This is a genomic window from Psychrobacter alimentarius (assembly GCF_001606025.1).
Lineage (GTDB): Bacteria > Pseudomonadota > Gammaproteobacteria > Pseudomonadales > Moraxellaceae > Psychrobacter > Psychrobacter alimentarius.
Map to the genome: position 1 here is coordinate 1,028,854 of NZ_CP014945.1, position 24,147 is coordinate 1,053,000.

At 42.5% G+C, this 24,147-nt stretch carries 20 protein-coding genes; 5 read left to right on the forward strand and 15 right to left on the reverse strand.

Features of this window, described 5'->3' with window-relative positions; translation table 11 throughout:
- Nucleotides 1-3 precede the first annotated feature (3 nt).
- The 7 genes from hscA to A3K91_RS04370 all read right to left on the reverse strand — a co-directional run bounded on the left by hscA (nucleotide 4) and on the right by A3K91_RS04370 (nucleotide 6,744).
- Nucleotides 4-1,884: a Fe-S protein assembly chaperone HscA gene (gene hscA / locus A3K91_RS04340; protein ID WP_062845862.1), complete on the reverse strand. Its 1,881-nt coding sequence runs from the start codon at nucleotides 1,882-1,884 to the stop codon at nucleotides 4-6.
- Between the two features lie 272 nt (nucleotides 1,885-2,156).
- The gene (hscB, locus tag A3K91_RS04345; RefSeq protein ID WP_062844158.1) at nucleotides 2,157-2,738 is read right to left on the reverse strand and encodes a Fe-S protein assembly co-chaperone HscB; all 582 of its coding nucleotides are present in this window, start codon (nucleotides 2,736-2,738) and stop codon (nucleotides 2,157-2,159) included.
- A gap of 63 nt (nucleotides 2,739-2,801) precedes the next feature.
- Complete coding sequence (iscA, locus tag A3K91_RS04350) at nucleotides 2,802-3,122, reverse strand: iron-sulfur cluster assembly protein IscA (protein WP_021814983.1); 321 nt, start codon at nucleotides 3,120-3,122, stop codon at nucleotides 2,802-2,804.
- Nucleotides 3,123-3,339: 217 nt separating this feature from the next.
- Nucleotides 3,340-3,738: a Fe-S cluster assembly scaffold IscU gene (gene iscU / locus A3K91_RS04355; RefSeq protein WP_062844159.1), complete on the reverse strand. Its 399-nt coding sequence runs from the start codon at nucleotides 3,736-3,738 to the stop codon at nucleotides 3,340-3,342.
- Between the two features lie 185 nt (nucleotides 3,739-3,923).
- Nucleotides 3,924-5,150: an IscS subfamily cysteine desulfurase gene (locus A3K91_RS04360; protein WP_062844160.1), complete on the reverse strand. Its 1,227-nt coding sequence runs from the start codon at nucleotides 5,148-5,150 to the stop codon at nucleotides 3,924-3,926.
- Nucleotides 5,147-5,656, reverse strand: coding sequence for an Rrf2 family transcriptional regulator (locus A3K91_RS04365; RefSeq protein WP_062844161.1), 510 nt, complete (start codon nucleotides 5,654-5,656; stop codon nucleotides 5,147-5,149). Before A3K91_RS04365 ends, A3K91_RS04360 begins: the two co-directional genes overlap by 4 nt.
- A 443-nt stretch (nucleotides 5,657-6,099) precedes the next feature.
- Nucleotides 6,100-6,744 carry a hypothetical protein gene (locus A3K91_RS04370; protein WP_062844162.1) on the reverse strand — a complete coding sequence of 215 codons (645 nt, stop codon included), beginning with the start codon at nucleotides 6,742-6,744 and terminating at the stop codon, nucleotides 6,100-6,102.
- A gap of 494 nt (nucleotides 6,745-7,238) precedes the next feature.
- Here A3K91_RS04370 and A3K91_RS04375 point away from each other — a divergent pair, with 494 nt between their 5' ends.
- A complete protein-coding gene (locus A3K91_RS04375) occupies nucleotides 7,239-7,511 on the forward strand; it encodes an HU family DNA-binding protein (RefSeq protein WP_045445077.1) in 273 nt (90 codons plus the stop codon).
- A gap of 399 nt (nucleotides 7,512-7,910) precedes the next feature.
- Nucleotides 7,911-9,785: a SurA N-terminal domain-containing protein gene (locus A3K91_RS04380; protein ID WP_062844163.1), complete on the forward strand. Its 1,875-nt coding sequence runs from the start codon at nucleotides 7,911-7,913 to the stop codon at nucleotides 9,783-9,785.
- Between the two features lie 101 nt (nucleotides 9,786-9,886).
- Here the strand turns inward: A3K91_RS04380 and purH are convergent, their stop codons facing one another.
- From purH to mrcB, 6 genes are all read right to left on the reverse strand, one after another.
- Nucleotides 9,887-11,467, reverse strand: a complete 1,581-nt coding sequence (gene purH / locus A3K91_RS04385; RefSeq protein WP_062844164.1) for a bifunctional phosphoribosylaminoimidazolecarboxamide formyltransferase/IMP cyclohydrolase — start codon at nucleotides 11,465-11,467, stop codon at nucleotides 9,887-9,889.
- 153 nt (nucleotides 11,468-11,620) lie between these two features.
- Entirely contained in the window at nucleotides 11,621-11,983 is a 363-nt protein-coding gene (gene fis / locus A3K91_RS14280; protein WP_062844165.1) for a DNA-binding transcriptional regulator Fis, read from the reverse strand.
- Between the two features lie 164 nt (nucleotides 11,984-12,147).
- A complete protein-coding gene (locus A3K91_RS04395; protein WP_062844166.1) occupies nucleotides 12,148-13,305 on the reverse strand; it encodes a zinc-ribbon and DUF3426 domain-containing protein in 1,158 nt (385 codons plus the stop codon).
- Between the two features lie 179 nt (nucleotides 13,306-13,484).
- Nucleotides 13,485-14,411: a 50S ribosomal protein L11 methyltransferase gene (prmA, locus tag A3K91_RS04400; RefSeq protein ID WP_062844167.1), complete on the reverse strand. Its 927-nt coding sequence runs from the start codon at nucleotides 14,409-14,411 to the stop codon at nucleotides 13,485-13,487.
- A 128-nt stretch (nucleotides 14,412-14,539) separates the two neighbouring features.
- Nucleotides 14,540-15,361 (reverse strand): tetratricopeptide repeat protein, encoded by an 822-nt coding sequence (locus A3K91_RS04405; RefSeq protein ID WP_062844168.1) that lies wholly within the window; start codon nucleotides 15,359-15,361, stop codon nucleotides 14,540-14,542.
- 48 nt (nucleotides 15,362-15,409) lie between these two features.
- A complete protein-coding gene (gene mrcB / locus A3K91_RS04410; protein WP_062844169.1) occupies nucleotides 15,410-17,884 on the reverse strand; it encodes a penicillin-binding protein 1B in 2,475 nt (824 codons plus the stop codon).
- Between the two features lie 409 nt (nucleotides 17,885-18,293).
- Between mrcB and A3K91_RS04415 the strand changes: the two genes are divergently transcribed.
- Nucleotides 18,294-21,131 (forward strand): heavy metal translocating P-type ATPase, encoded by a 2,838-nt coding sequence (locus A3K91_RS04415; protein WP_062844170.1) that lies wholly within the window; start codon nucleotides 18,294-18,296, stop codon nucleotides 21,129-21,131.
- 104 nt (nucleotides 21,132-21,235) lie between these two features.
- Here A3K91_RS04415 and A3K91_RS04420 read toward each other — a convergent pair whose 3' ends face one another.
- Nucleotides 21,236-21,958 (reverse strand): Bax inhibitor-1/YccA family protein, encoded by a 723-nt coding sequence (locus tag A3K91_RS04420; protein WP_062844171.1) that lies wholly within the window; start codon nucleotides 21,956-21,958, stop codon nucleotides 21,236-21,238.
- A gap of 287 nt (nucleotides 21,959-22,245) precedes the next feature.
- Between A3K91_RS04420 and A3K91_RS04425 the strand changes: the two genes are divergently transcribed.
- Together A3K91_RS04425 and A3K91_RS04430 are read left to right on the forward strand one after the other, a co-directional pair.
- Nucleotides 22,246-23,250, forward strand: coding sequence for an NAD(+) kinase (locus A3K91_RS04425; protein ID WP_062844172.1), 1,005 nt, complete (start codon nucleotides 22,246-22,248; stop codon nucleotides 23,248-23,250).
- 56 nt (nucleotides 23,251-23,306) lie between these two features.
- Nucleotides 23,307-23,618, forward strand: coding sequence for a YeaC family protein (locus A3K91_RS04430; RefSeq protein WP_062844173.1), 312 nt, complete (start codon nucleotides 23,307-23,309; stop codon nucleotides 23,616-23,618).
- A 74-nt stretch (nucleotides 23,619-23,692) separates the two neighbouring features.
- Here A3K91_RS04430 and A3K91_RS04435 read toward each other — a convergent pair whose 3' ends face one another.
- Nucleotides 23,693-24,067 (reverse strand): HopJ type III effector protein, encoded by a 375-nt coding sequence (locus A3K91_RS04435; RefSeq protein WP_062844174.1) that lies wholly within the window; start codon nucleotides 24,065-24,067, stop codon nucleotides 23,693-23,695.
- Between the last annotated feature and the right edge of the window lie 80 nt (nucleotides 24,068-24,147).

Genomic DNA, 24,147 nt, shown 5'->3' on the forward strand with positions numbered 1-24,147 from the left:
CTACTACCAATCTTGTGCACTGGTTCCAGCCATACTGGCTTTTACGCTCTGATTCATGATGCGGGCAGCAAAAGCATCACTGTGCGGTTTGAGCTGAGCTTGCTTGGTTTCGATTACAGACAAGTCATCAGTGCTAAGCGCTGTCTGTAATGCTTGTATCTGCTCAGCTAAAGCGTGCTGCTCCTCAGAGGTCAATAATGGGGCAAACTCCTTCAAAGCCGACTGTAGAGCCAATACTTCTCGCTCAGCTTCCACTTTGGTTTCAATCAAAGAGCGTGTGTTTTTATCTTCTTCTGCGTACTTAAAGCCTGAAACAAGTAACTGCTCTTTTTGTTCATCTGATAAACCGTAAGAAGGCACAATCTCAATCTTACTCTCGGTTTTAGTGGTGGTTTCTTGTGCAGTCACAGTTAACTGTCCATTAGCGTCAACACTAAATGTGACCTCAATTCGAGCAAATCCTGCTTTCATTGATGGAATACCATACAACTCAAAACGACCTAGCGAACGGCAGTTTTCTACGGTTTCGCGCTCACCTTGTACGACATGAATCACCATGCCTGTTTGACCGTCTTGATAAGTGGTAAATATTTGACGTTTTTTAACAGGAATTGGCGTATTACGAGGAATAAGCACTTCCACCAGACCGCCCATAGTCTCAAGACCAAGCGACAAGGGTGTTACATCCAACAATAATAAATTATTATTAGCATCGCCATTGACAAGTTGATGGGCCGTTTGCGCCGCGCCCAAGGCAACGACTTCATCTGGATTCAAACGACAAAGAGGTTGTTTTTCAAAAAAGTTAGTAACTACTTTCTGTATTGCAGGCATACGGGTAGAACCACCGACTAAGATGACTTCATCCAAATCTGCACTCGATAATTTAGCATCACGCAGCACTTGCTCACAGACGCTCAACGTGCGGCGGCTTACGGGTTCTATAATAACAAGTAGGTCTTCACGGCTTAATACACCTTGATAAAACTGATTGTTCACAGTGATATTAATATTCACTTGTTCAGCATCGGTCAATGCTTGCTTATAAGTTTTGGCTTGCTGGGCGAGGATTGATTTATCATGACGACTTACATCTTTTGGGTCGATATCCAACTGTTTGATGAGCCAATTGGTCAGCAAGCGGTCAATGTCGTCACCACCAAGTGCACTATTGCCACCCGTTGCCAATACTTCAAAGACCCCATCTGTCAGCTTTAAAATAGAGACGTCAAAGGTGCCGCCACCAAGATCATAAATCAAATAATAGCTTTCTTTAGCATCGGCCTGAGTTGGTTGATCCAAACCATAGGCTACTGCCGCAGCAGTTGGTTCGTTTAATAAACGCAAGACATTGATACCAGCGGCTTGAGCGGCATCTTTTGTTGCTTGGCGCTGTGCTTCATCAAAATAAGCAGGAACCGTAATCACGGCGCCTTCAATACTGTCAGCAGGTAACGCACTCGCTGCTCGCTGCTTGAGCGTTGCTAAAATTCGTGCTGAGACTTCAACTGGCGATACCTCACCTTGAGCAGTCACAAATGTCGGCATATCATCTTTATTACCGCTTAGCTCATAAGGATGAGAAAATTTGATATCCGATTGACTACGGCCCATAAAGCGCTTGGCTGAGACAATGGTATTTTTTGGATCATCTGCCAAGTGAGAGAAGGCGTCGTTACCAACCAAAGGATTACCTGAGCTTGGATAATAGACAATGGACGGCAATAAAGTGTCATTGCTTGAATCAGCTTCTAAGACTTGCGCCTTGCCTGACCGTACTACAGCGACCAATGAGCGTGTGGTACCAAGGTCAATTCCTAGGCCAAAACGATGCTGATGAGGTTGAGCGCTTTGATTGGGTTCGGCAATTTGCAATAAAGACATAAGATAACTCAGAGATAAAATAAATAAGTGAAATGAAGCAAATACAACACACGTACGGTGATACATTAAAGGCGTCTATTTTGCTCTCAATGCAGCGAAGCGAAGCAATCAGGCGTGCTGAAAATAAAAAAATAGATTATACGATATAGCGGATATTACTTTAACCATAATGTCCAAATAAGCACCATAAGTTCAAAATACTTTTGCACAAGAGCCAATAGACCAGATAAGTTGTACAAATTTAATGGTCAGATATCTACGATATCGAAATGTTAAACATATAGGTCGTCATCATCTGCCTGATGAGCGGTCGCGACTTCATCAAGACCTGTGGTAACATCAGCATTCAACTTCACTAAAAACTTTAGTTTTTGCGTGGCATCGATGGCTGTTTGCCAGTCTTTACTTTGATACGCATTGCTGAAGCGGTCAGATTGTTTGGCCAAGCGTTCTACGATCTGCGGATGCAGTTGCTGTAATACCAAACGGTCTTTATCGGTGATAGCATCATCCAAATCCATGCGCATTTGCATCGCATCTTCTAAAAACTCCAAATCTGCAATTGAGTGCTCTACATTCTGCGCTTGACCTGCTATTTCTAAAAGGTAGCTAGCACGGCTATCAGGTGCGCTTAATGTCTGATACGCTTGATTGATCAGTGCGGATGCTTGCTCAGAATGCTGCTGAGCTTGTGCGGTATCTGCTAGATTTTTTGCAACATTGTCAGGATGATACTGCTTTTGAAGCAGACGTAGATGTTGATCGAGACGTTCTTGATGGACCTCAAATTGTACTGGTTGCTCAAATAGAGCAAAGAAGTTATCAAACTGAGCTTCTGGAGTCATATCGGTCATGTCATACGCCTTACTTTTTTTATTTGTTTTTAACGTTTCTATCAGCAATTAAATTACAAAAACTTAGACGGTAAATGACTCACCGCAACCACATTCACCTTTTTGATTGGGATTGGTAAATTTAAAGCCTTCGTTCAAACCTTCTTTTTCATAGTCCATTAACAAGCCGTCCAAATAAACCAAGCTTTTAGGATCAATAAAAATACTGACGCCACGGCTTTCATAGCGCGTGTCATTTTCGTCAGGTGTATCAACAAACTCTAAAACATAAGCCAAACCCGAGCAACCTGCTGTACGTATGCCGACTCTAATGCCTTCACCTTTACCGCGATTGTCCAAAAAATCTCGAACATGCTGAGCGGCGCGTTCTGTCATTTCAATCATGCCAACTCCCATTGACTATCAATAAGAAATATCTATAAAACATTATACAAACTGGCAACCCAAATGACGAGTTCGCCAAAGTAATGTGCCAACAACGTTTAGAAAATAAAAGGTGACAATTGCGTAAGCGTTATTGTCACCTCTTTAGCGTTAGTCGCTGTTCAACGTACTGCTACTAAAGCATTGCTAATAAAATAACAACTTATGCACGAACAAGTTAGCTGGCTGCTGCTTCTACGCTGTGCTTACCTTTATAGTCGCTAATAGCAGCTTTAATGGCATCTTCAGCAAGAACAGAGCAATGCACTTTTACTGGTGGTAATGCTAGTTCTTGTGCGATATCGTTGTTTTTGATTTCGCTAGCTTGATCCAAGCTTTTGCCTTTAAGCCACTCAGTAACAAGCGAGCTTGATGCAATCGCTGAGCCACAGCCATACGTTTTAAAGCGTGCGTCTTCGATGATGCCATTGTCATCAACTTGAATTTGTAGGCGCATTACATCGCCACAAGCTGGGGCACCAACCATACCAGTGCCAACGTTTTTGGCATTTTTATCAAGATTGCCAACGTTGCGTGGGTTTTCGTAATGATCAATAACTTGGTCACTATAGGCCATGGGGTTTTCTCCTAGTTAGATGATGAGCAGTAGCTTAAGTGTTTAAAACGCTACTGACTCATCGATAATTGGGGTCAAACTGGTCATTTATAGAAACAGTGTTTGTAGAAACTGAATTTATAATTGTCTGATTAATTATTTAATGGTTATATTTTATAACCATATTAGTATTTTGGTACAAATTTTTAATGCTCAGACCATTCGACTGAGTTTAAATCAACACCTTCTTGATACATGTCCCAAAGTGGTGATAGGGCACGCAATTTATCAACTGCCTCATGCATTTGTTTAATAACCGTATCGATATCTTCTTCAGTGGTATAACGTCCAAAGCTAAAACGGATTGAGCTATGAGCCAATTCGTCTGGGCGACCAATAGCGCGTAATACATATGATGGCTCAAGTGTCGCTGACGTACAGGCTGAACCTGATGAGACAGCTAGATCTTTTAGAGACATCATGAGTGATTCACCTTCAACAAAGTTAAAGCTGATATTCACAATGTTAGGTACGCTGTGCTCAAGATCACCATTGAGATAAATCTCTTCGATATCTTGTAGACCGTTCCATAATTTTTGACGCAATTTCGCTGCATGAGCATGGTCTTCTTCATAACGCTCATTAGCTAGAGCAAATGCTGCACCCAAACCAACGATTTGATGTGTTGGCAATGTACCTGAACGCATACCACGCTCATGACCACCGCCGTGCTGTTCTGCTTTTAGACGAATACGAGGTTTACGACGAACAAATAAGGCACCGATACCTTTAGGACCGTATGCTTTGTGACCTGAGAAACTCATCAAGTCAATTTTCATCTCTTCAAGATTGATCAACACTTTACCGACAGACTGAGCACCATCAACGTGGAACACGATACCAGCTTCACGAGTGATTTCGCCAATAGCAGCAACATCAGTTACCGTACCAAGCTCATTATTCACCATCATGAGCGATACTAAAATCGTATCATCACGCAGTGCTTCTTTAACTTGCTCAGGTAAAATCAATCCAGTGCTTGGTTGTGGCTCAAGATAAGTAATCTCAAAGCCTTCTTGCTCAAGCTCACGGCACGTATCAAGTACCGCTTTATGCTCAATTTTACTGGTAATGATGTGCTTACCGCGAGACTGGTAGAAATGTGCCGCACCTTTAATAGCTAAGTTATCAGATTCAGTTGCACCAGAAGTGAAAACAATTTCGCGTGGGTCAGCGTTAATGACTTCAGCAACTTGCTGACGAGCCGTTTCCACCGCTTCTTCTGCTTGCCAGCCGTAACCGTGCGAACGCGAGGCTGGGTTACCAAAGATGCCATCTACAGTCAGATACTCGCTCATCTTAGCAGCTACTGACTTAGCAACTGGTGTGGTGGCGGCATAATCTAAGTATATAAGGTTGTTATGTTGGCTCATGCTGGGTTTGCCTCGCTGTTCGATAAAGTAATAGTGTTGATGTCTTTTATGGAAATATCTTTAGTAGATATGTGCTGACGCTCTGAAACCGATTGCACGTTTTCCATGTCTAATAATTGCGCTAAAGTTATATTTTTCAAGTACTGTTCGATATGGTTGGATAACGCAGACCATAAGTCGTGAGTTAAACACATTGTACCATCTTGACAGTCGCCGCGTCCTTCACATTGCATCGCATTCACTGATTCGTCAACCGCCGATATGATGGTCATCACATCTATTTCATGTAATGGTTTGGCTAAAAGATAACCACCAGCGGCACCGCGAATACTAGTAACAAGACCACGTTTGCGAAGCTTTGAAAATAGCTGTTCAAGATAAGAGATAGAAATCGATTGTCTTTTGGCAATGTCTGATAAAGAAACTGCAGTATCCTGCTGACTGGTTTGTAATGCCAAATCTAGTAATGCAGTAACGGCGTACCTGCCTCGAGTAGTCAAACGCATATGTTATCTCCAAACTTTTATGTCATTTTTATTTAACAACGTTCTTAGCGAGCTGAGCATGACAGTAGCCCATAATATGAGCACTACTTGTAAAATGTGATACTGGCTAAGATTTGTCTTATCGTTATTAAACAACAGATGATCGACCCGATGTGTGCAACGATTGAACCCATTATACTTAATCCTGAGTAATTTAGTCAAGATTAAAGTATGGTTGAATGGTTAATCTAGCTCATCATGATGATTGATAAAAACAATGACATTAAAAAGAGAAGGAACCACATAGATGAGGAGAGGACGTCAAGCTTTTGTTTTAAAAATAAAAATCTATGCACAACATTAACAAGTATATAAAAACAAAAAAGCGTTTAATGCCCATCAGATAGCAGGCATCAAACGCTTATACAGACGGCACCGCACTGTCTATTAATACTTAATCAAAACTAATTCATCAATAGCGCTATGATAGAGCCAATCATAACAACGATGGCAATGACCGTTACGATCATCAGGGTTTTTTGCTTACTCTGTAACTCTTTTAGCGTCGTTTCAAGTTCGCGATTTTTAATGGTTAAGGTATTAATTTGGGTTTGCTGCTCTTTAATACGGAGCTGATAGCTCTCTTTTTTATCCGCCATTTCAGCGTCAGTAGGATGGCTTTTATCTTTTCCACCCTTAAACTTCTGAATCACGCCTCGAATCAAATTACCAACACCAAGCTGCATAATAAATTGCTTGACCAGTTGTACTTGGACAGACTCACCGCGCATTTGTAGCTTCTCAGTTGCCTCGCTATCGTGAGTGCTGATAGCGTTGATAATTTGAACACTATAAGCATTAATGATGACATCAGGCTCACTACGACCAATTGGTAGTTCAGCATCTAGCAATACACCCTTAGTGCTAAAAGTAGCAAAAACCTCGACATGGGGTAAATACAAACGTAGTGCTACAACAGTACCTTGTTTGGCTAGCGGATAAGCGGCTTTACGCAGTTCGGGATCCAAACGTAACAATAGTGTTAGCGCCGACTCGATGAATACCAAAATAATATTAAGAAGAGAGTGGGACAACGTAGAACGCTTCATGTAAATAATCCGTTTTTTATTTGACAAATCTGAGGCAGAAGATAAACAAGGTTTAAATTCTGCCTCAATAGATGCAATGTTATTTTCTTATAGTAACGTCTTTATAATAAAAAGTAACGCTAGTTTCTGCTGGTTAATAAATTATTACCTGATTACTTGGCAGTCAATAAAAAAGCTGGTACTCATAATTATCAATGTAGTAGAAGGTAACACATATCATTTTGCTAACAGAATCATCGATATTTTAGCTAAAATAAACATCTATGTGGAGAGTTGCAAAGGCTTTGCGTAACATTGAGTGTCAAATACGTAGTTCAGAGAACGAAAATATGTAAAATCACTTGCGCTCCTTATGCTGCCTTGATATAAAGACGATAACAAAGCGACACCTGTTAATATGCCAGTCAGGCAGTTCTTATTGCTTAAATGCTATGAGAACGTTACAATGCTTGGCGTGAGCGTTTATTATCCCCCTTAAACTTGAAGGAAATTTTATGAATAAGTCAGAATTAATTGATAGCATCGCAGACAAAAGTGGTCTAAACAAAACCCAAGCTGGTGATGCCCTAAACGCTGTTATGGAAAGTGTTGGCGAAGCATTAGAAGCTGGCGATAGCATTTCACTAGTTGGCTTTGGTACTTTTAGCGTAAAAGACCGTAAAGCACGCACTGGTCGTAACCCTAAGACTGGTGAAGAGCTTAGCATTCCAGCAAGTAAGGTACCAAGCTTTAAAGCTGGTAAAAACCTAAAAGAGCGCTTAAACTAAGCCGTTCTTTTAAGCGATAAGCTGCATGCGCTGTATGATGAAAGCAGATAAACAAAGACAGCGCTTGCTGGCCGTGATACAGATATATCATCGTTCATGACTTGGGTTTTACTCTAAGTAAAGATTTGAACGAAAAAAAGCACCTAATAACTGGGTGCTTTTTTTATTGGGATAGTTTGTATCAGACAACGTGAATATTTTGAGTATATATCAAAAATCACGTATCATAGGGCGCGCGATAGATGCGTTGTTTAAACAAGGCTGCTTTATACGGCCTTATTATTTTTCAGTAAATGCATATGTTCTTATTCTTACCATTGCCTGCTTAGATAGCATTGATATTAATAATAATATTACAATGGTTTTTCATCAATATAGGTTAATAAAGCAGAGATAATTATGGATAAATTGCGCGATTTTTTAAAAAGCTGGCCAGGTCGCATTTTATTGATTTTATGCCTATCGCCGCTCGCTCTACTGGGTGTCGAAAGCTATTTTGGCGGCGGGGTTGATCCCAACCAGATCGCTCAGGTGGGTGATGCTAGCGTAGGATTGTCAGAGTATCAGACTGCCGTAAATAACCGTCGCACTGAGATATTAGAGCAAGTTGATGATGCCAGCCTATTGAATGAAGATGTATTACATGAGCAGGTACTAAAAGGTCTTGTTGATCGTACGTTGTTAGAACAGCAAGCTGGTAAGCTTGGCATGACAGTCTCTGACGACACCATCAATCGTTTATTGCGTGAAGAAGAAATATTCAAGGATGCAGAGGGTAATTTCTCTAACGATCAATTTGCAAACTTTTTGCGTCAGCGTGGTATGACTAAAAACCAGTTATTTGCAGAATTTCGCAATCAGCTTAGTCTCGATCAGCTTAATGCCAGTATCGTAGGTACGGCAGTGTATCCAATGAAAGCCGTTAGTCAACTGATTGATTTGCAGCTTGAGTCACGTAATATCTGGCTGTATCGTTTCAAATGGCAAGATTATGCAGAGCAGGTCAAAGTAAGTAAAAGCGACATACAATCTTATTACGATGCCAATAAAAATACACTAAAAAGTGCAGCGATGGTAGATTTGGCTTATTTGCAACTGACCCCTCAATCTATTCAAGTTAATGATGTCACTAAGGAAGACTTGCAGCAGCAATATGACGCTTATAAGCAAAGTCAGGCAATCAATGATGAGCGTCAAATTAGTCAAATCTTATTGACAGGTGATGATGCCAAAGCACGAGCAGATAAGATAAAAGCTCGTCTAAATAAAGGTGAGTCTTTTGCAGCATTGGCAAAAGCAGAATCTGATGATCCATCAGGAGAGACAGGTGGCGATATCGGTCGATTTAACCCAACGGTCTTCGGTAATGACGCAGAAGCAGTTGAAAAAGCTTTAGAAGGGCTGAGTGTTGGTGGCGTGACCGCGCCAGTTAAGACCAGCTTTGGCTATCAGATATTTACTGTAACAGAAGACAATGGCAGTAAGATGCCAACGCTAGAGAGCATGCGTGACGAGTTAACCGCTAAAGCAAAAGAATACAAACGCCAAGAGATGTATGCCGATAAAGTGACCGCAATTAATGACTTGGCAGCAGATGGGTTTAGTATTGAAGATATTGCTCAGCAAGAGAATGTAACGCTCAAACGTATTAAAGACTATACTAAAGAAAATAATCAATCGGTACTGTCTCAGCCAGCGGTTATCAAACAGGCCTTTGATGAATTCACTATTCAAGATCAGGCAGTAACAGCTGGTATCGAAGTTGGAAATGGTAATGTTTGGGTGCAACCAAGTAACTATCGTCCTACTAAGACCCTTACTTTAGCAGCGGCAACCCCGAAAATTACTCAAATATTACGCCAGCAAAAAGCCACAGCATTGGCAGTGAAGCAAGCCAAAACATTGGCTGCTGGTATTAAGACGCCAGCTGATATCGGTAAACAACCAGTACGTCTTCAATCACTAGGCAGTGTCAACCGTCAGACAACTCGATTGACAGAAAAAGAGCGTGGATTGGCATTCAGTCAGCAAGCTGCTGATAATGGTGTCGTTGCTGTCGCTAGTGAAACTGAGACAGGTGCCACGTTATTGGTGGGTGATCGTATTAAGACAGAACAACAGTCACCATTGTCTGAGATGCAAAGAGCGCAAACCGCTACTATCATTCGTGATAATTTGGGACAAGATCAACTACAGGACTATCTAGATTATCTGCGCTTGGTATATAAAGTTGAAATCAATGAAGCCAACATGAAAAACGCACAGGGGCGTTAATCGATTGACTGATTATTGAAACTGACCAATTATGAAAATGAAACATAAAAAAGCCACTGTATTTTGACAGTGGCTTTTTTATTATCTACAGCTTCGACTTATTAATGGCGGAAATGGCGCATACCTGTAAATACCATCGCGATACCATGCTCATTTGCTGCAGCAATGGTCTCATCATCACGCATAGAACCACCTGGCTGAATAATGGCAGAAATACCAACTTGGGCAGCATTATCAATACCATCACGGAATGGGAAGAAGGCATCTGATGCCATGACAGCACCTTCAGTAGCTAATCCCGCATGCTCAGCTTTGATAGCTGCAATACGGGCTGAATTAACGCGACTCATTTGACCTGCACCCACACCAATCGTGCGCTGACCTTTTGCATAAACAATGGCATTAGATTTGACATATTTCGCCACATTCCAGCTGAAAAGTAGATCGGCAATTTGCGCTTCGGTTGGCTGCACATCTGTGACGATGGTCAGGTCATTAGCAGTAATCAAACCAAGATCTTGCTCTTGTACTAACAGACCACCATTAACGCGCTTGTAGTCCAGCTGGGTATCACGCTGATCCGGTGCAGGTAGTTCGCCGCATACCAATACGCGCACGTTTTTCTTAGCAGCCGTTGCTTTGAGTACACCTTCTTCAACGCTAGGGGCGATAATCACTTCAACAAACTGGTTGTCGATGATGGCATGAGCAGCTGCTAACGTTAACGGACGGTTGAAAGCGATGATACCGCCAAAAGAAGACTCAGGGTCTGTGCTAAAAGCCGTGCGATAAGCCGTTACCTGATCAGCATCAACAGCGACACCGCAAGGATTAGCGTGCTTAACGATAACGCAAGCAGGTGTACTGAAAGCTTTTACGCATTCAAGCGCTGCATCAGTATCGGCGATATTGTTATAAGACAGTGCTTTGCCTTGCAATTGCTTAGCGGTCGCAATAGAGGCTTGCTGGCTTTTTAATGGGTTATTTTCTACATAAAAAGCGGCATTCTGATGTGGGTTTTCACCGTAGCGTAGGTCCTGTACTTTTTCAAGTTGCACATTAAATGTACGCGAAAAATTCTCAGCGCTTTGGTCTTCATTGACACGGCTACCTAAGAAGTTGGCAATCATACCGTCATATTGTGCAGTATGTTCAAAAGCTTTCACTGCCAAATCGTAACGTAAAGCAGCTGTCAGTTCAGTACCATCACCCAATGCAACAAGTATACGCTCATAGTCACCTGGATCAGTGACGATTCCAACGTGGGCATGGTTTTTTGCCGCTGAACGTACCATAGTAGGACCACCGATATCAATATTCTCGATGGCATCGTTCATGGTTACATCAGCACGAGCAATGGTTTCAGCAAAAGGATATAAATTCACCACAACCAAGTCAATACGTTCGATTGCATGCTCACTCATTACAGCATCATCTGTACCGCGACGTCCGAGGATGCCGCCATGAATTTTAGGATGCAGGGTCTTAACACGACCATCCATCATCTCAGGAAAGCCTGTGTAGTCAGATACTTCGGTGACAGCAATATTGTTTTCTGTGAGTAACCGATAAGTGCCGCCAGTAGATAGTAAGCCAAAACCTGCTTTGATAAGACCCTCGGCAAACTCAACGATATTAGATTTATCAGAGACCGATAATAGTGCAAGTGGGGTTGTACTCATAAAAAAACTTCCATAAAAAAAGCCTGACGTAAACGTCTGGCAAGGGGATAATGACAATTATTGTAGACGATATCGCTGAGGATAAAATCATGAACGTCAAATTGCCATACATAGTGAAGATTAATGAATATAAAAGCGCTCATATAGCCTGTGCTACATTAAGTCGTAAGTTTTGAGTTTTTTGCGTAAAGTACCGCGATTAAGACCAAGAATTTGCGCACATTTGGTTTGATTGCCTCGAGTTTTTTCGAGCACGACAGATAAGAGGGGTTCTTCAATTTGTTTTAAGATCAATTCATACAAATCAGTAGGTGTCTCGTCACCCAGCATGGCGAAATACTGTCTTACCACACGTTCTACATGTACACGTAAAGGCTCCTGTGCATGATTGGTATCACTACCTAAAGAAGAGCAAAAACCATGCGCTGGATGACGATAGTCGTTCTCATTATAATCGGCAAGATGATCAGAGCTTTTGGCAAAATGATTGGCGTTATGCTGTGCATGAGTTGCCATAAGATAATGTCCTTTAGAGAGAATCAAACCATGAGAGGGTAGGGTATTATATCAAACTAATTTTGTCTAGCGCTGACAGATTGGCTGTTATCTTCAGTAGGATTATCGAGTAAGAACAGTTTTATACTGTAAATGACCGCCTATTTTGCTGCTCAACAGCGAAATCAGTACAAAGGATTTATAGTGATTTCGCGGATTTTTGTATCAGCTACGGGAATTGTAAACAAAAGCTGCCTAGCACTAGCAGCAGCCAAATAGTTTTGTTTACTCAGTAAATACTCTTCTGGTGTCGCGATAAATTCGCCAATCATACTATTCGCACTATAAACACTGACCTTGAGATTTGGGTAAAGCTGTGCTTTTGCACTTTGATTATTTAACGTCGCACTTACATCGCTAAAGGTGCTGGCATCATTAACTAGGCTTGAACGGTGATTGGTGTTAACAATTGATAATGCATTTAAATCAGCGCTTGGCAAACTACAAGCAGCGATAGAACAGATGGCTTGTAGGCGTTCAGCATAAACTGGATTTTTGACCAGATTTTCTAAATTAAAAATGACATATTGGGCAAAAAGTAAGAGAGCCAGTACTGAGCATCCAAGTACCCATAGTAATGAGGCAATTGACTGTTTTTCAGACGTTGGTGAAAATTTTGCTTGAGATTTTCTAATATGCTTTTCGGGAATGTTGTTTTCGTCCTTAAGAGGCACACCCATATTCAGCAATAATTGTGATAAATCTGTATCATCTTGCAGTGTCTCTTCACGCTTATTTTGTTCTTTTAGAAGCTCCTCAAGCCATGCATTGTCTGTTTTTTGATCTACGCTTGCATGAATATCATTAGCTGCTACTGAGCTAATTGCAGAGGGTGCTATTGACGTATGGTCATTTAATAGAGGTTTCGTAGAGGCGTGGCTGTTTTTATTTGCTGCTTTAGAGGTATTATACGAAGGTGTATTAACAGGAGTGGATGCATGACTTGCTTGAGTCAACCATGCATCCATACTGTCTAGTGAGTCATACTCTAACTCGGTATCTGAGGCCTCATCAATATCCATATCATCATAAATCAAATCATCAGATGACAATTCTTTTACCAGTTGCCTATTCGTAGACGGCATATTTTGATTGGGTGATTTGGTTTCTGATCGAGTATTAGTACGATAGCTAGTATGAGTGACAATAAGATGTTGATTGACCAAAAAACTTTGTTGACACTGCTCACAGTTGACGATGGCATTTACTTTATTTAACTGAGTCTGCTGTACGTCAAAGCAAGCTTTGCAATGGGGGCATTGAGTTTTTATGGCAGTGGTCATAGGGTCGAATCCAAAAAAGATGGTTATCAATACCGCTCAGCCACTTATAAAAACTGCCTATCACGCTCATACTTGCATTCAAACGTACAACAAATTGATGAGTTACAGCTAAAGATAGAGTGGCATCAAACACATAACATTTGACTACCCTCTATCGTAACAGATGTAATTAAATGTTGCTAGCCTGTAAATGTACCAGATAATCGCTGCCAGTGCTGCTCTTCTTGGGCAGTGAAAGCATGTTTCGGATCAAGTGTAAAATAGGGCTGATAAGCTGCCATGACCTGTTCAGTTTGAGACTCAATCAATCCCGCCAAAACAATACGACCTTTTGGTGCGATTAAGGTAGAAAAATAAGGCGCTAAGCCAATCAAAGGCTTGGCCAAAATATTGGCAACGATCACATTGACAGGCAAGATATCATGCTCTGAGCAATAATCAGTGAAGGCTTCTGGCAAAAATGCTTGTAGACGGTCACCCACTTGGTTGCGTGCTGCATTTTGATTGGTGGCCAATACGGCTTGAGGGTCGATATCGACGGCAAATACGTGACGTGCACCTAATAACAAAGCGGCAATGCCCAAAATACCCGAACCACAACCATAATCGATGACAACTTTATCATTTAAATCTTGTTCTGTTAGCCAATCAAGACACAAACGAGTGGTGGCATGATAGCCAGTCCCAAAAGCAAGTCCTGGGTCCATAATAATGTTGGTTGCCTCAGGGTTAGGCGGCGTTATCCAATTTGGCACAATCCATAAGTTATTGGCACATTCGATAGGATGATAGTTACTCATCCATTCGCGTTCCCAGTCTTTGTCATCAACGGCGCTCAGCCAAATACGTGTGGCTTGTACTTGCGCGGCAATCTCATGACTCAGCTGCTCAACGGCTTGGCGGCTACCCGTGTCAGTTGTGGCATCGAACAGTCCGGTTAAGATGACATCATCCCATAGTGGTGATTCACCAGGTAATGGCTCAAATAAAGGCTGGTCACCTGCGTCGTCTAAAGCGATGGATAATGCCCCTGCTTCTAGTAGCAGTGCCTCAGCCAAATCGACGTTTGCTTTTTCACATTGTAAATGCAGTTGTTGCCATGCCATAACGATAACCTTAAGCTTGAATAAAAATGAATATAGATATGTTTTGAGTGAACGATGAACGTACCAAATTTAAAAAATAATAGTATGGTTTTCTTGTCTAGTGCTTGATGGCTCAAGTACTGAATTTATTAGCGTAAGGCTTGCTTTGCTTCACGTATGACACGCGAATTACCTTGAGCTTGTCCAGACTGCAAGATAATTTGCCACAAGGCTCGCCTACGACTAGAATCTTGCGAAACCGTAAGCCCGCGTCTAGCCATCGCCTCTGCTTTGCGAGGTTGGTTCTTTTTCAATGCCACTTGCGCCAGATAAAAGTATACGGCAGAAGACTTAGGCGCTAGGCGCTGTGCACGAGTGAAGCTGTTTTCAGCATTGGTCAGATTGCCAGATTTCAGTTGATTGATGCCAGTTTGCATCAAATTGCGAAATGCTGGCAGATCACTGTTGTTGCTTGTTGCTCTCTGAGTCCTTTGCTGTGAATTTTTTCTTGCTTGCTCTAGTAACTCGTTGCGTGAGGGTACTATTGGTTCTGAGATCATATAATCATCACGAGAAGGAGTGAGGATGATGGTATTAGATGGAATCGATGCGGAGCTAGGTGTATTAAGAACAGGTGTCTCTTGCGTCAAGGGATTTGATGGTTCAGAAGAACCATCAGACTCAATCGCATAATCGCTTTCATCATCGGCTCTCACGATAGGCGCTTGAGTGACAGGCGTAACCTTTACTGTGGTAACGGCTTCTGACACTTGTTCCTGTGATGGTAAGCTGGCTTGTATAGGTGTACTCTGCGCTGTAGTAGACATACTTGGTGCAGTCTGGCAGGCACTCAAACTTAACATGGCGATCAGTACACCAACTGTCAATGAGGTATTGGCAGTGCTGCTCTTTTTGAGTGGCATTATAAACACCTGCTTAGCTAATACAGTTTGATTGAGAGATAACATCATGTCGAAACCCTTTATAAGTTTTAAAAACAGTTTTAGCGTCATTGAACTCTAAAACCACTCAACGGCACGGTCATACCAAGTATCAGCACGACTTTCTGCATCATCACCTTCTTGATTGTCAGAGTCAACCGCTTCGCCATTTGGAATCTCCAAACCTTCACGGCGACGTTGCTGGTTGATAGCGCTTTCCTGATCCTGTCCTTGCATCTGTTCACGATTACGATCTTGTTGATAAAGACCAATTGCACAACTACTGGCCTCTTCTGGCAAATGCGCAGACATTACTGGTAAGTAGCGAGCATCAGCACAGCGCTCATTCGATAATTTGCCTGAATTGTTTTCAAGCCATAACCATTCGATACCTTCAGGTTCAGGCAGTGCCACAGGGGTAAGTTTTAAGCGTTTCATATAGTCAACCCAAACTGGTAGGGCACCTGTACCACCGCTCAAACCAATTGGCTTGTTGTCATCACGACCTACCCAAACCACACTGACATAGTTGCCACTGTAGCCTGCAAACCAAGCATCGCGGAAATCATTTGTAGTGCCTGTTTTACCCGCCAAGTTTAGATTGCTACCAAGCGATTGCGCACGTTTAGCAGAACCCGTTGCAACCACTTGTTGTAACGCATAGTTGGTCAAAAAATTGGTTTCAGGTGGGATGCTACGCTGAGTGTTTAAACCAGTACGTTGCAAAATGCGACCACGATCATCAATCACAGTACGAATACTATGAATCGGCGTGCGAAAGCCACCCGTCGCAAACACTTGGTAGACGCCAAGCATATCCATTGGGCTAAGATTAACTGAGCCTAATAAAGCAGAAGGATAAGGTGGTATTTTTTCTTTAACCCCCATGCGCTGTAACTGCTTGGCAAAGGTGTCTACTCCGAACTCCATACCTAAACGTACGGCACTGTGATTATAGGAGTTTGATAAAGCAGTGGTGAGTGGCACAAAACCATGATCACGATTGTCATAGTTTTTAGGATTCCACTTGGTACCGTCATTCAAATTCACCGTAATTGGCGAGTCGTCTATTGAGCTGGCCAGATTATAACGACCGCTTTCAAGTGCTGTCATATAGATAATAGGTTTTAACAACGAGCCCACTTGACGCTTAGCATCGACGGCGCGGTTAAAGCCTGTAAATTCACTACCACTGCCGACCACAGAGACAAGCTCGCCCGTTTCAGGATTGGCACTTACCAAAGCACCCTGTAGATTTTTGGTTTTACTATTGTTGCGGCGCAACTCCCCAAGCTTTTTATCAACGGCTTTGTCTGCTGCTAACTGAGCAATAGGATCTAGCGTACTAATGATAATCAGACCTTCGTTTTTGAGATCGTCAGAGTAGTACACAGTGTTTAATTCACGTTTCACGATATCTAGAAAGTCTGGGAATTGACTCTTGCCCTCAACAGGCTTATCAACGATGCCAAGTGATTGCTTCACTGCTTTATCGTAGTCTTCTTGGCTGATTGAACCCACTGCCAGCATATTACTAAGGACAATATCACGGCGCGCTTTTGAATCATTTGGATTGCGACGAGGATTATAAATACTTGGACCTTTTGCCATCCCGACAAGCATGGCTTGTTGATCCAAACGCAGCTCATTCAAAGGTTTGTCAAAATAGAATTGTGATGCCAAACCAAAACCATTGATCGAGCGATTGCCATTCTGGCCCAAATAAATCTCATTCAAATAAGTTTGGAGAATCTCATCTTTACTATAGTGCAGTTCAAGTAGCACGGCCATTAAGGCTTCATTGGCTTTACGTTTTAGGGTGCGGTCAGAATTCAGATAGAAATTTTTAATTAGCTGCTGCGTAATGGTTGAACCACCCTGTCTAGAGCCACCTGAAAAGTTATTGAGAACAGCACGTGCAATACCACGTATCGAAACCCCTTTATGCTCATAAAATGCACGGTCTTCCGTGGCTATCAATGCATCGATCAATGGCTGGGGTACTTCATCTAACGAGACGACCAAGCGATCTTCGTTGCTATCTGGATAGATACCGCCAATATTGACAGGTTCCAAACGAATGATGCCACTTTTAGCAGGTAAAGTGCTTTGAATCGACTCGATTTTATTACCAGCAATGGTCATTTTAATGACCTGCTCTTTGTCGACATCACTTGAGCTATAAGTAAAGCCACGCGTATGGATAAAATAGGTATTGCCTGAGCGATGATAAGTACCCGTGCGATCATAGGACTTATTGCTTTGATAATTTAAAAGCTCAAGCCACGTCTTCATCGTATCTCTATCAACATTCGCACCTTGATACAACTCAAGTGGCTGGGAATATACTTTTGCAGGAATGTCCCAGCGCTTACCCTCAAACTTATGGGTAATGGTGCGATCAAGTTTCACTAGATATAGTGCCAATAGGACCATACCAGCGATGACGATGATTAATAGAAGACTACTAAATACCAAGCCGCGCTGTTGTGAGGGCAGCGTATGATGAGTAGGCTTAGAGGAAGGTAATAGCTTGGGATTGGATTTTTGCACTGATGTCGCACCATTTTTGGATAAAAAACTGCCTCATAATGACGTAAAATGACAAATTTTTCAATCTATCATCGTCAATGCAGTCATTCATTGTTAGTAGACTACAAGCAGTTATGCTACTTGCAGCGACGGCTTATAGTATAATCTGTCTCTAAATACTCATATTGGTAATAAATCGTCGGCCGCTTTTAATTGGATTTATGAATGGCATTAAGATAGCAATTTACGACTGCTATCACGATGTATTTTCTATGAATTCGTCATTGAGTTTTTATTCTGCGTAAACTAACTGGCATCGATACTATTGCAAACCGCTATATTGGATGGTGTTCAGCACTATCAATAATAGCAAGTTTACTAAGAATAAATAGGGTTTGAGAAAACTTATATAAAGGAAGTAAGTGCGATTATGTCTAGTACTCCATCACAAGCGGCATCGGGTAGCAGCCATCCTTATGAAGATAACTCTATCATCGAAGGCTTGGTACTACCGCTCGCTGGTCACTGTTTTCACTGCGGTGATCCAGTGCCGCAGCCACCCTTTCATGCTGAGATATTAGGCAAGTCACGTGAAATGTGCTGTATGGGCTGTCAACTGGCCTCACAAAGCATTGTGGAAGCAGGGCTTGAGCAGTATTATCTAGACCGTTCAGAGATTAATCGCACTGCAAGTCTACCAACCCAATTGAACCGCCTCGAAGTTTATGATCACGATGAAATAAAGTCGCAGTTTGTCTATGCACAAGATGGGCTTTCAGTCGCAGAGCTGTCCGTCAATAACTTACGCTGTGCTGCTTGCACATGGTTGATTGAATCGCGGCTAGACGAGCTAGATGGTATTCGTCAGTGTCAGGTAAACTTAACCAGTCAGCGTATGCGAGTGATTTGGGATGAGAGCAAACTGCCCATCAGTCGTATCTTAGCTGTTATCAATGAAATTGGCTATGAGGCAAAGCCTTATCGGCAAGATACTCATGAGGCCATGCTGGCACGTCACAATAACCAAATGATACTGCGCCTAGGCATTGCTGCTCTAGGTTCTATGCAAGCCATGATGTATGCGGTTGCGCTGTATTTTGGCGAGTACAGTGACATGTTGGTTTTTCAACGGGACTTTTTGCGTTGGGTATCCTTATTCGTTAGTACGCCCGTTTTCTTCTATGCTGCTATTCCTTTTTTTACCTCTGCATGGTCAGCGATTCGCGCGCGTCAAGTCAATATGGATGTGCCCGTCAGCGTTGCTTTAATCATTACTTTCTTTGCAAGTCTTTATGCCACTGTGACGGGCCAAGGAGAAACCTATTATGATTCAGTCAGTATGTTTGTTTTCTTCTTATTAGCAGGGCGTTACATTGAGCACAATGCACGCCTAAAAGCGGCCACAATGGCAAACGATCTGGTGGTGGTTGAACCTGTGCTGGTACAAAAAATTGCTGAAAATAAGGCAGCAGCGCGGCAAATTTTGCAGCAGTTAGAGCAAAATGTGCTCACGCAAGTGAGTATTGAGAAGAAAAACGCAGATACCAGTAATCCGGTTGATGACTTGGGCGTAAGCGATGCCAATTTGCAAAGCACTGCCAGCGTTATGCCAAATTTTATGCAGAGTATGGATGCCAATGTCTATCAAATAACCTCACAGATTGCACAAGATTGGCAGCAAACAAGGCATCAATCATCAGCTATGTCACAGCCGGACAGTCTGGAAGAAAAACAGATGATGACTGCCCATAGTTTGCAGGTGGGTGACATCATTATGATTGAGGCGGGCTCTGAGATTATTAGTGACGGCATTCTACTCAGCCCAACCGCAACCGTGTCACAAAGCCTACTAACGGGTGAGGGTGATTTGATTTTAAAGACTCAAGGAGATTATATTGTTGGCGGTGCGCAAAACGACAGCCAACCCTTTGAGATGTTGATAACAGCGCTACCAGAAGACAGTCAGATTGGCTTGATTGATCGACTGATGAACCGAGCCATGAGTGAAAAACCAAAACTTGCACAGCAGGCGGACAAACTGGCACGTTGGTTTGTTGCTCGAATTTTGGTATTGTCCGTTTTGGTCTTTGTAGGCTGGTACATCGTTGAGCCAAGTCAAGCCATTTGGGCCACGGTCGCAGTCTTGGTGGCAACCTGTCCTTGTGCGCTCTCTTTAGCGACGCCCATCGCGCTGACAGTGGCTACCAATCGCCTGGCAAGCTATGGATTTTTGACCACGCGTGGCCATACCCTGCAAACGCTTGCCGAAATTACCCATGTAGCGTTTGACAAAACAGGTACGTTGACTTATGGCAAACCCAATTTGCTCAATATTGAGTTAACCGCTTCTCATAATGAAATAGTGCTTAACTGTACAGATAAGGATCGCAATCTCACAACGTCTGCGCAAAAAGACGAAGTGCTAGCAATTGCTGCTGCGCTGGAAGTAGGGAGTCGTCATCCTATTGCCCACGCTTTACTAACCGCAGCCTACCAACTGCATTTGCCAGCAACACAAAACTTACAGCATTACCCAGCGGGCGGTGTGGAAGCAATGATCGATGGGATACTTTATCGCATTGGTCATATAGACTTTGCTCTGGATGGCATAAATAACACTAAAAGCGGTCAAGACCTTAGTATTGATTTGGAGATGCATCGAGCCAGCTCAGCGGTGGTGCTGTCTTGTCAGCGAAATCAGTCAGCATCTTGGCAAGCGTTGGCCTGTTTCTATTTTAATGACAAAGTACGCGATAGTGCAAAAGCGATGCTTGATACGCTCAAAGCATCGAATATTGAAGCAGTCATGTTGACAGGCGACCCAAGTCACCAAGCGCTGGTCATGGCCCAAAATTTAGGCATGCAATATGCCTATAATGGCTTATCGCCCACTGATAAAGTCAACCATATTCAGCAGTTGCAAGCGAAAGGTGCGGTAGTGCTCATGGTGGGCGATGGTATTAATGATGCGCCAGTATTGGCCGCCGCCGATGTCTCAACCTCAATTGCAGGTGCAGCAGATTTGGCACAAGTATCTAGTGATAGTATTATTTTAAATGGACAAATCGAAGCCATTACTGCTGCCAAGCGTATCGCTGATAAAGCTGAACGCATTATCAAACAAAACTTTCGCTGGGCGCTTATCTATAATGGCGTCGTATTGATACCAGCGGCATTAGGTTATGTGCCACCATGGCTTGCTGCCATTGGTATGTCACTAAGCTCATTGTTCGTCGTACTAAATGCGCTGCGTTTAAAGCGTGCTTAGATTGGTAATTGTTTTATTCAGCTCAATAAAAAACCGCCTTCGGTAAAAGACGGTTTTTTATTGAAAATAGTTTTTTGTTTTAAAGACTGGTGGTAAGTATTAGATTAGTCTTGTAGATAGCTTAATAGACGCATAAACTCAATATACATCCATACCAGTGTTGCAAGGATACCAATACTGAATAACCATTCGTAGTCTTCAGAAATACCCATTGCCACGCCACGATCGATGTTGTCAAAGTCTAATAAAAGTGTAAAAGAAGCAATGACAATCACGAACAGACTAAAGCCAATGGCAATAGCGCCACCTTCAAACAAAAACGGTAAGGTTGAGCCAAATGCTAAAGAAAGCACCCACTGTGCGACGTAAACAAGCATAATGGCGATAACGGCTGAGGTCACAATTGAACGGAACTTTTCGGTGACTTTAACCAAGCCTGAACGATATAGTCCTAGCATCACTGCTGCTGTGACAAAGGTTGCGCACATTGCAGTGACGGGCACTGTTGGATACATTCTCATAAAGAATAGGGAAATACCGCCCAAAAATATACCTTCTAGCAATGCATAAGGCACTGCCAACGTCTTGGCTTTTTGTGGTTTAAAGGTGATCACAAGGGCGAGAACAAATGCAGCAATCATGCTACCAAAAGCTGCCATTGTAATAAAACCCTGCGATAGCCCTGCCATAAGGGCATAAAAGAAAAAGCCTACACCAGTGATAGCAGATAAGCCAAGTAACAGACTGGTCTTTTGAATCACACCCTTGACCGTCATTGGATTACCGCCGATCGCAAGTTCTGCACGACTGACAATAGGATTGGCCATACATGTATCCTTAATAATAAATTATATAAATATCAGTTACTTTAGCAAAACCGCCATTATTGTCAACTGTGTTTGCGTGACAACAGTCTGAGTTTGAGCATAACTTTACATCGTGTACTGATTGAAAAAATGCTGCACCGCTCAATCTACCGACCCAAAGAGTGAGTGAGGCGACTCTTGTGAACCAGATTACGACAGTTAACAAGGATAATTCATAAACGTGCTAGTCTAAGCGTTCATTTATCGCTATCATTGCTCTGTAATTTACCGTTATACCGAGTCGTTTTATGGAAAACTCAGCGCAGTCAGCCAGATTGCCACACTTACATGAATCAGAGCTATTCCACGCTATTAAAAACCCAGCTTTTAGACGTATTGGTTTGATGGGACGTGCGGGTAAGCGTAGCGTTACTCAAAGCTTGGTACAGATTGCCCAGACCATTAATGAGATGAATCTCACGCTGATTATGGATGTGCAAACGGCAAACTTGCCCACATTAGATCTAACCGAAATTGAAAAAGTTAAAATTGTGAAGCGTGGCCTGATTGGCGAGATTTGTGATCTGGTCATTGTCGTTGGCGGTGATGGGTCAATCTTACATGCTGCTGAAGCGCTGGCGCGCTATCGTGTACCAGTATTAGGTGTTAACCGTGGCCGCTTAGGTTTTTTGGCGGATGTCAAACCGGACGAGGCTGCATTTAAGTTGCGTCAAGTATTAATGGGTGACTATCAACTCGATCATCGGTTTCTCTTGACCATGGAAATACGCGAAGGGCGTAAAATCATCCATGAAGATATGGCACTCAATGACGTGGTTTTACATGCGGGTAAGTCGGTACATATGATTGACTTTCAGATGAAAATTGACGGTCAGGACGTTTACAGGCAGCATAGCGATGGCTTAATAGCGGCCACACCAACAGGATCAACGGCGTATGCTTTGTCTGGTGGTGGTCCCATTATTCATCCAAGCATGGATGCCATTTGTTTGGTTCCTATGCATCCGCACACGCTATCTAGTCGACCGATTGTGGTAAGTGGTAATAGTGAAGTTTGCATTCGTATTCATGAGGACAATCGCACTCAACCAATGGTTAGTGCAGATGGTAAGCCAAGTGTACCGCTTGAACAAGAACAACGTCTTTATATTCGTAAGCATCCTGATAAACTTACTTTATTGCATCCACCTGGATTCGACTTTTATGAAGCTTGCCGAACAAAACTACACTGGAACGTCCATGCAGAAGAATTCAGTCTCGATGTCGATGATGATATTATGGACGATGAGTAATTGAATCGGTGATATAAAATACGTTATATAGAAAATAGTGTTGGAGAGTAGGTAAGATGGATAAGCAAACAATATTAGCAAGTTTAACGCCAGATTTGGTCGACAAGTTCCGTATGGCAATTGAGCTGGGGAAGTGGCCTGATGGTCGTAAATTGACCGCTGAGCAACGCGAGACCTGTATGCAAGCAGTGATGATTTGGGAGCATGAACATTTATCACCTGCCGAGCGCACAGGCTTTATTCATAAACCAGTCAAAGACAATGGTGATATCGTTGGCGCAGAATGTGATGTGGAGCACGAGCATCACTATCCTAATATGCCCAACCCTAAAGGCGCAGTACAGCCTATTAAGTTTCATAATAAATAAATTGAATGATTGATAGTAGACTGCTGCAAAAAAGCCACGCTAGTTAGCGTGGCTTTTTTGTGCTTAATAGATAATTAAAGTGCAGTCGTATCAACGCTTGGGCGCACGGTTAGGGGGTTTTTTTGCATCAAAAACCCTTGCCAGCCCCAATGTAGAAAGTTACGAATATTGGCATGATCAGTACCGTTAGGAGTGGCCTGGACCTTGGTATAATGCTCGCCAAACAGTTTTAGCGTGTCTAACTGGTTTAGACCATGGTGCTTGGCAAAGCCAAAAATTTTTGCACTACCTTCGTTTTCACCAGCTGCATTATGTACCATGCCATTCACGAATGGGGCAGGTGCATAGCGATAAAAATCATCAATAAAGCTGATGACATCATTGAATCCAATGGCTTTTTTATTCAAACCATTAAGTAGAGCCGATACATCTGATTGGCGAATACTCATAAATAAATGACCTCAGAGCAGATTAAAAAAGCAAAAACACAGTAATTCTAAAAATATAATACCCAATAATAGTTAATTAC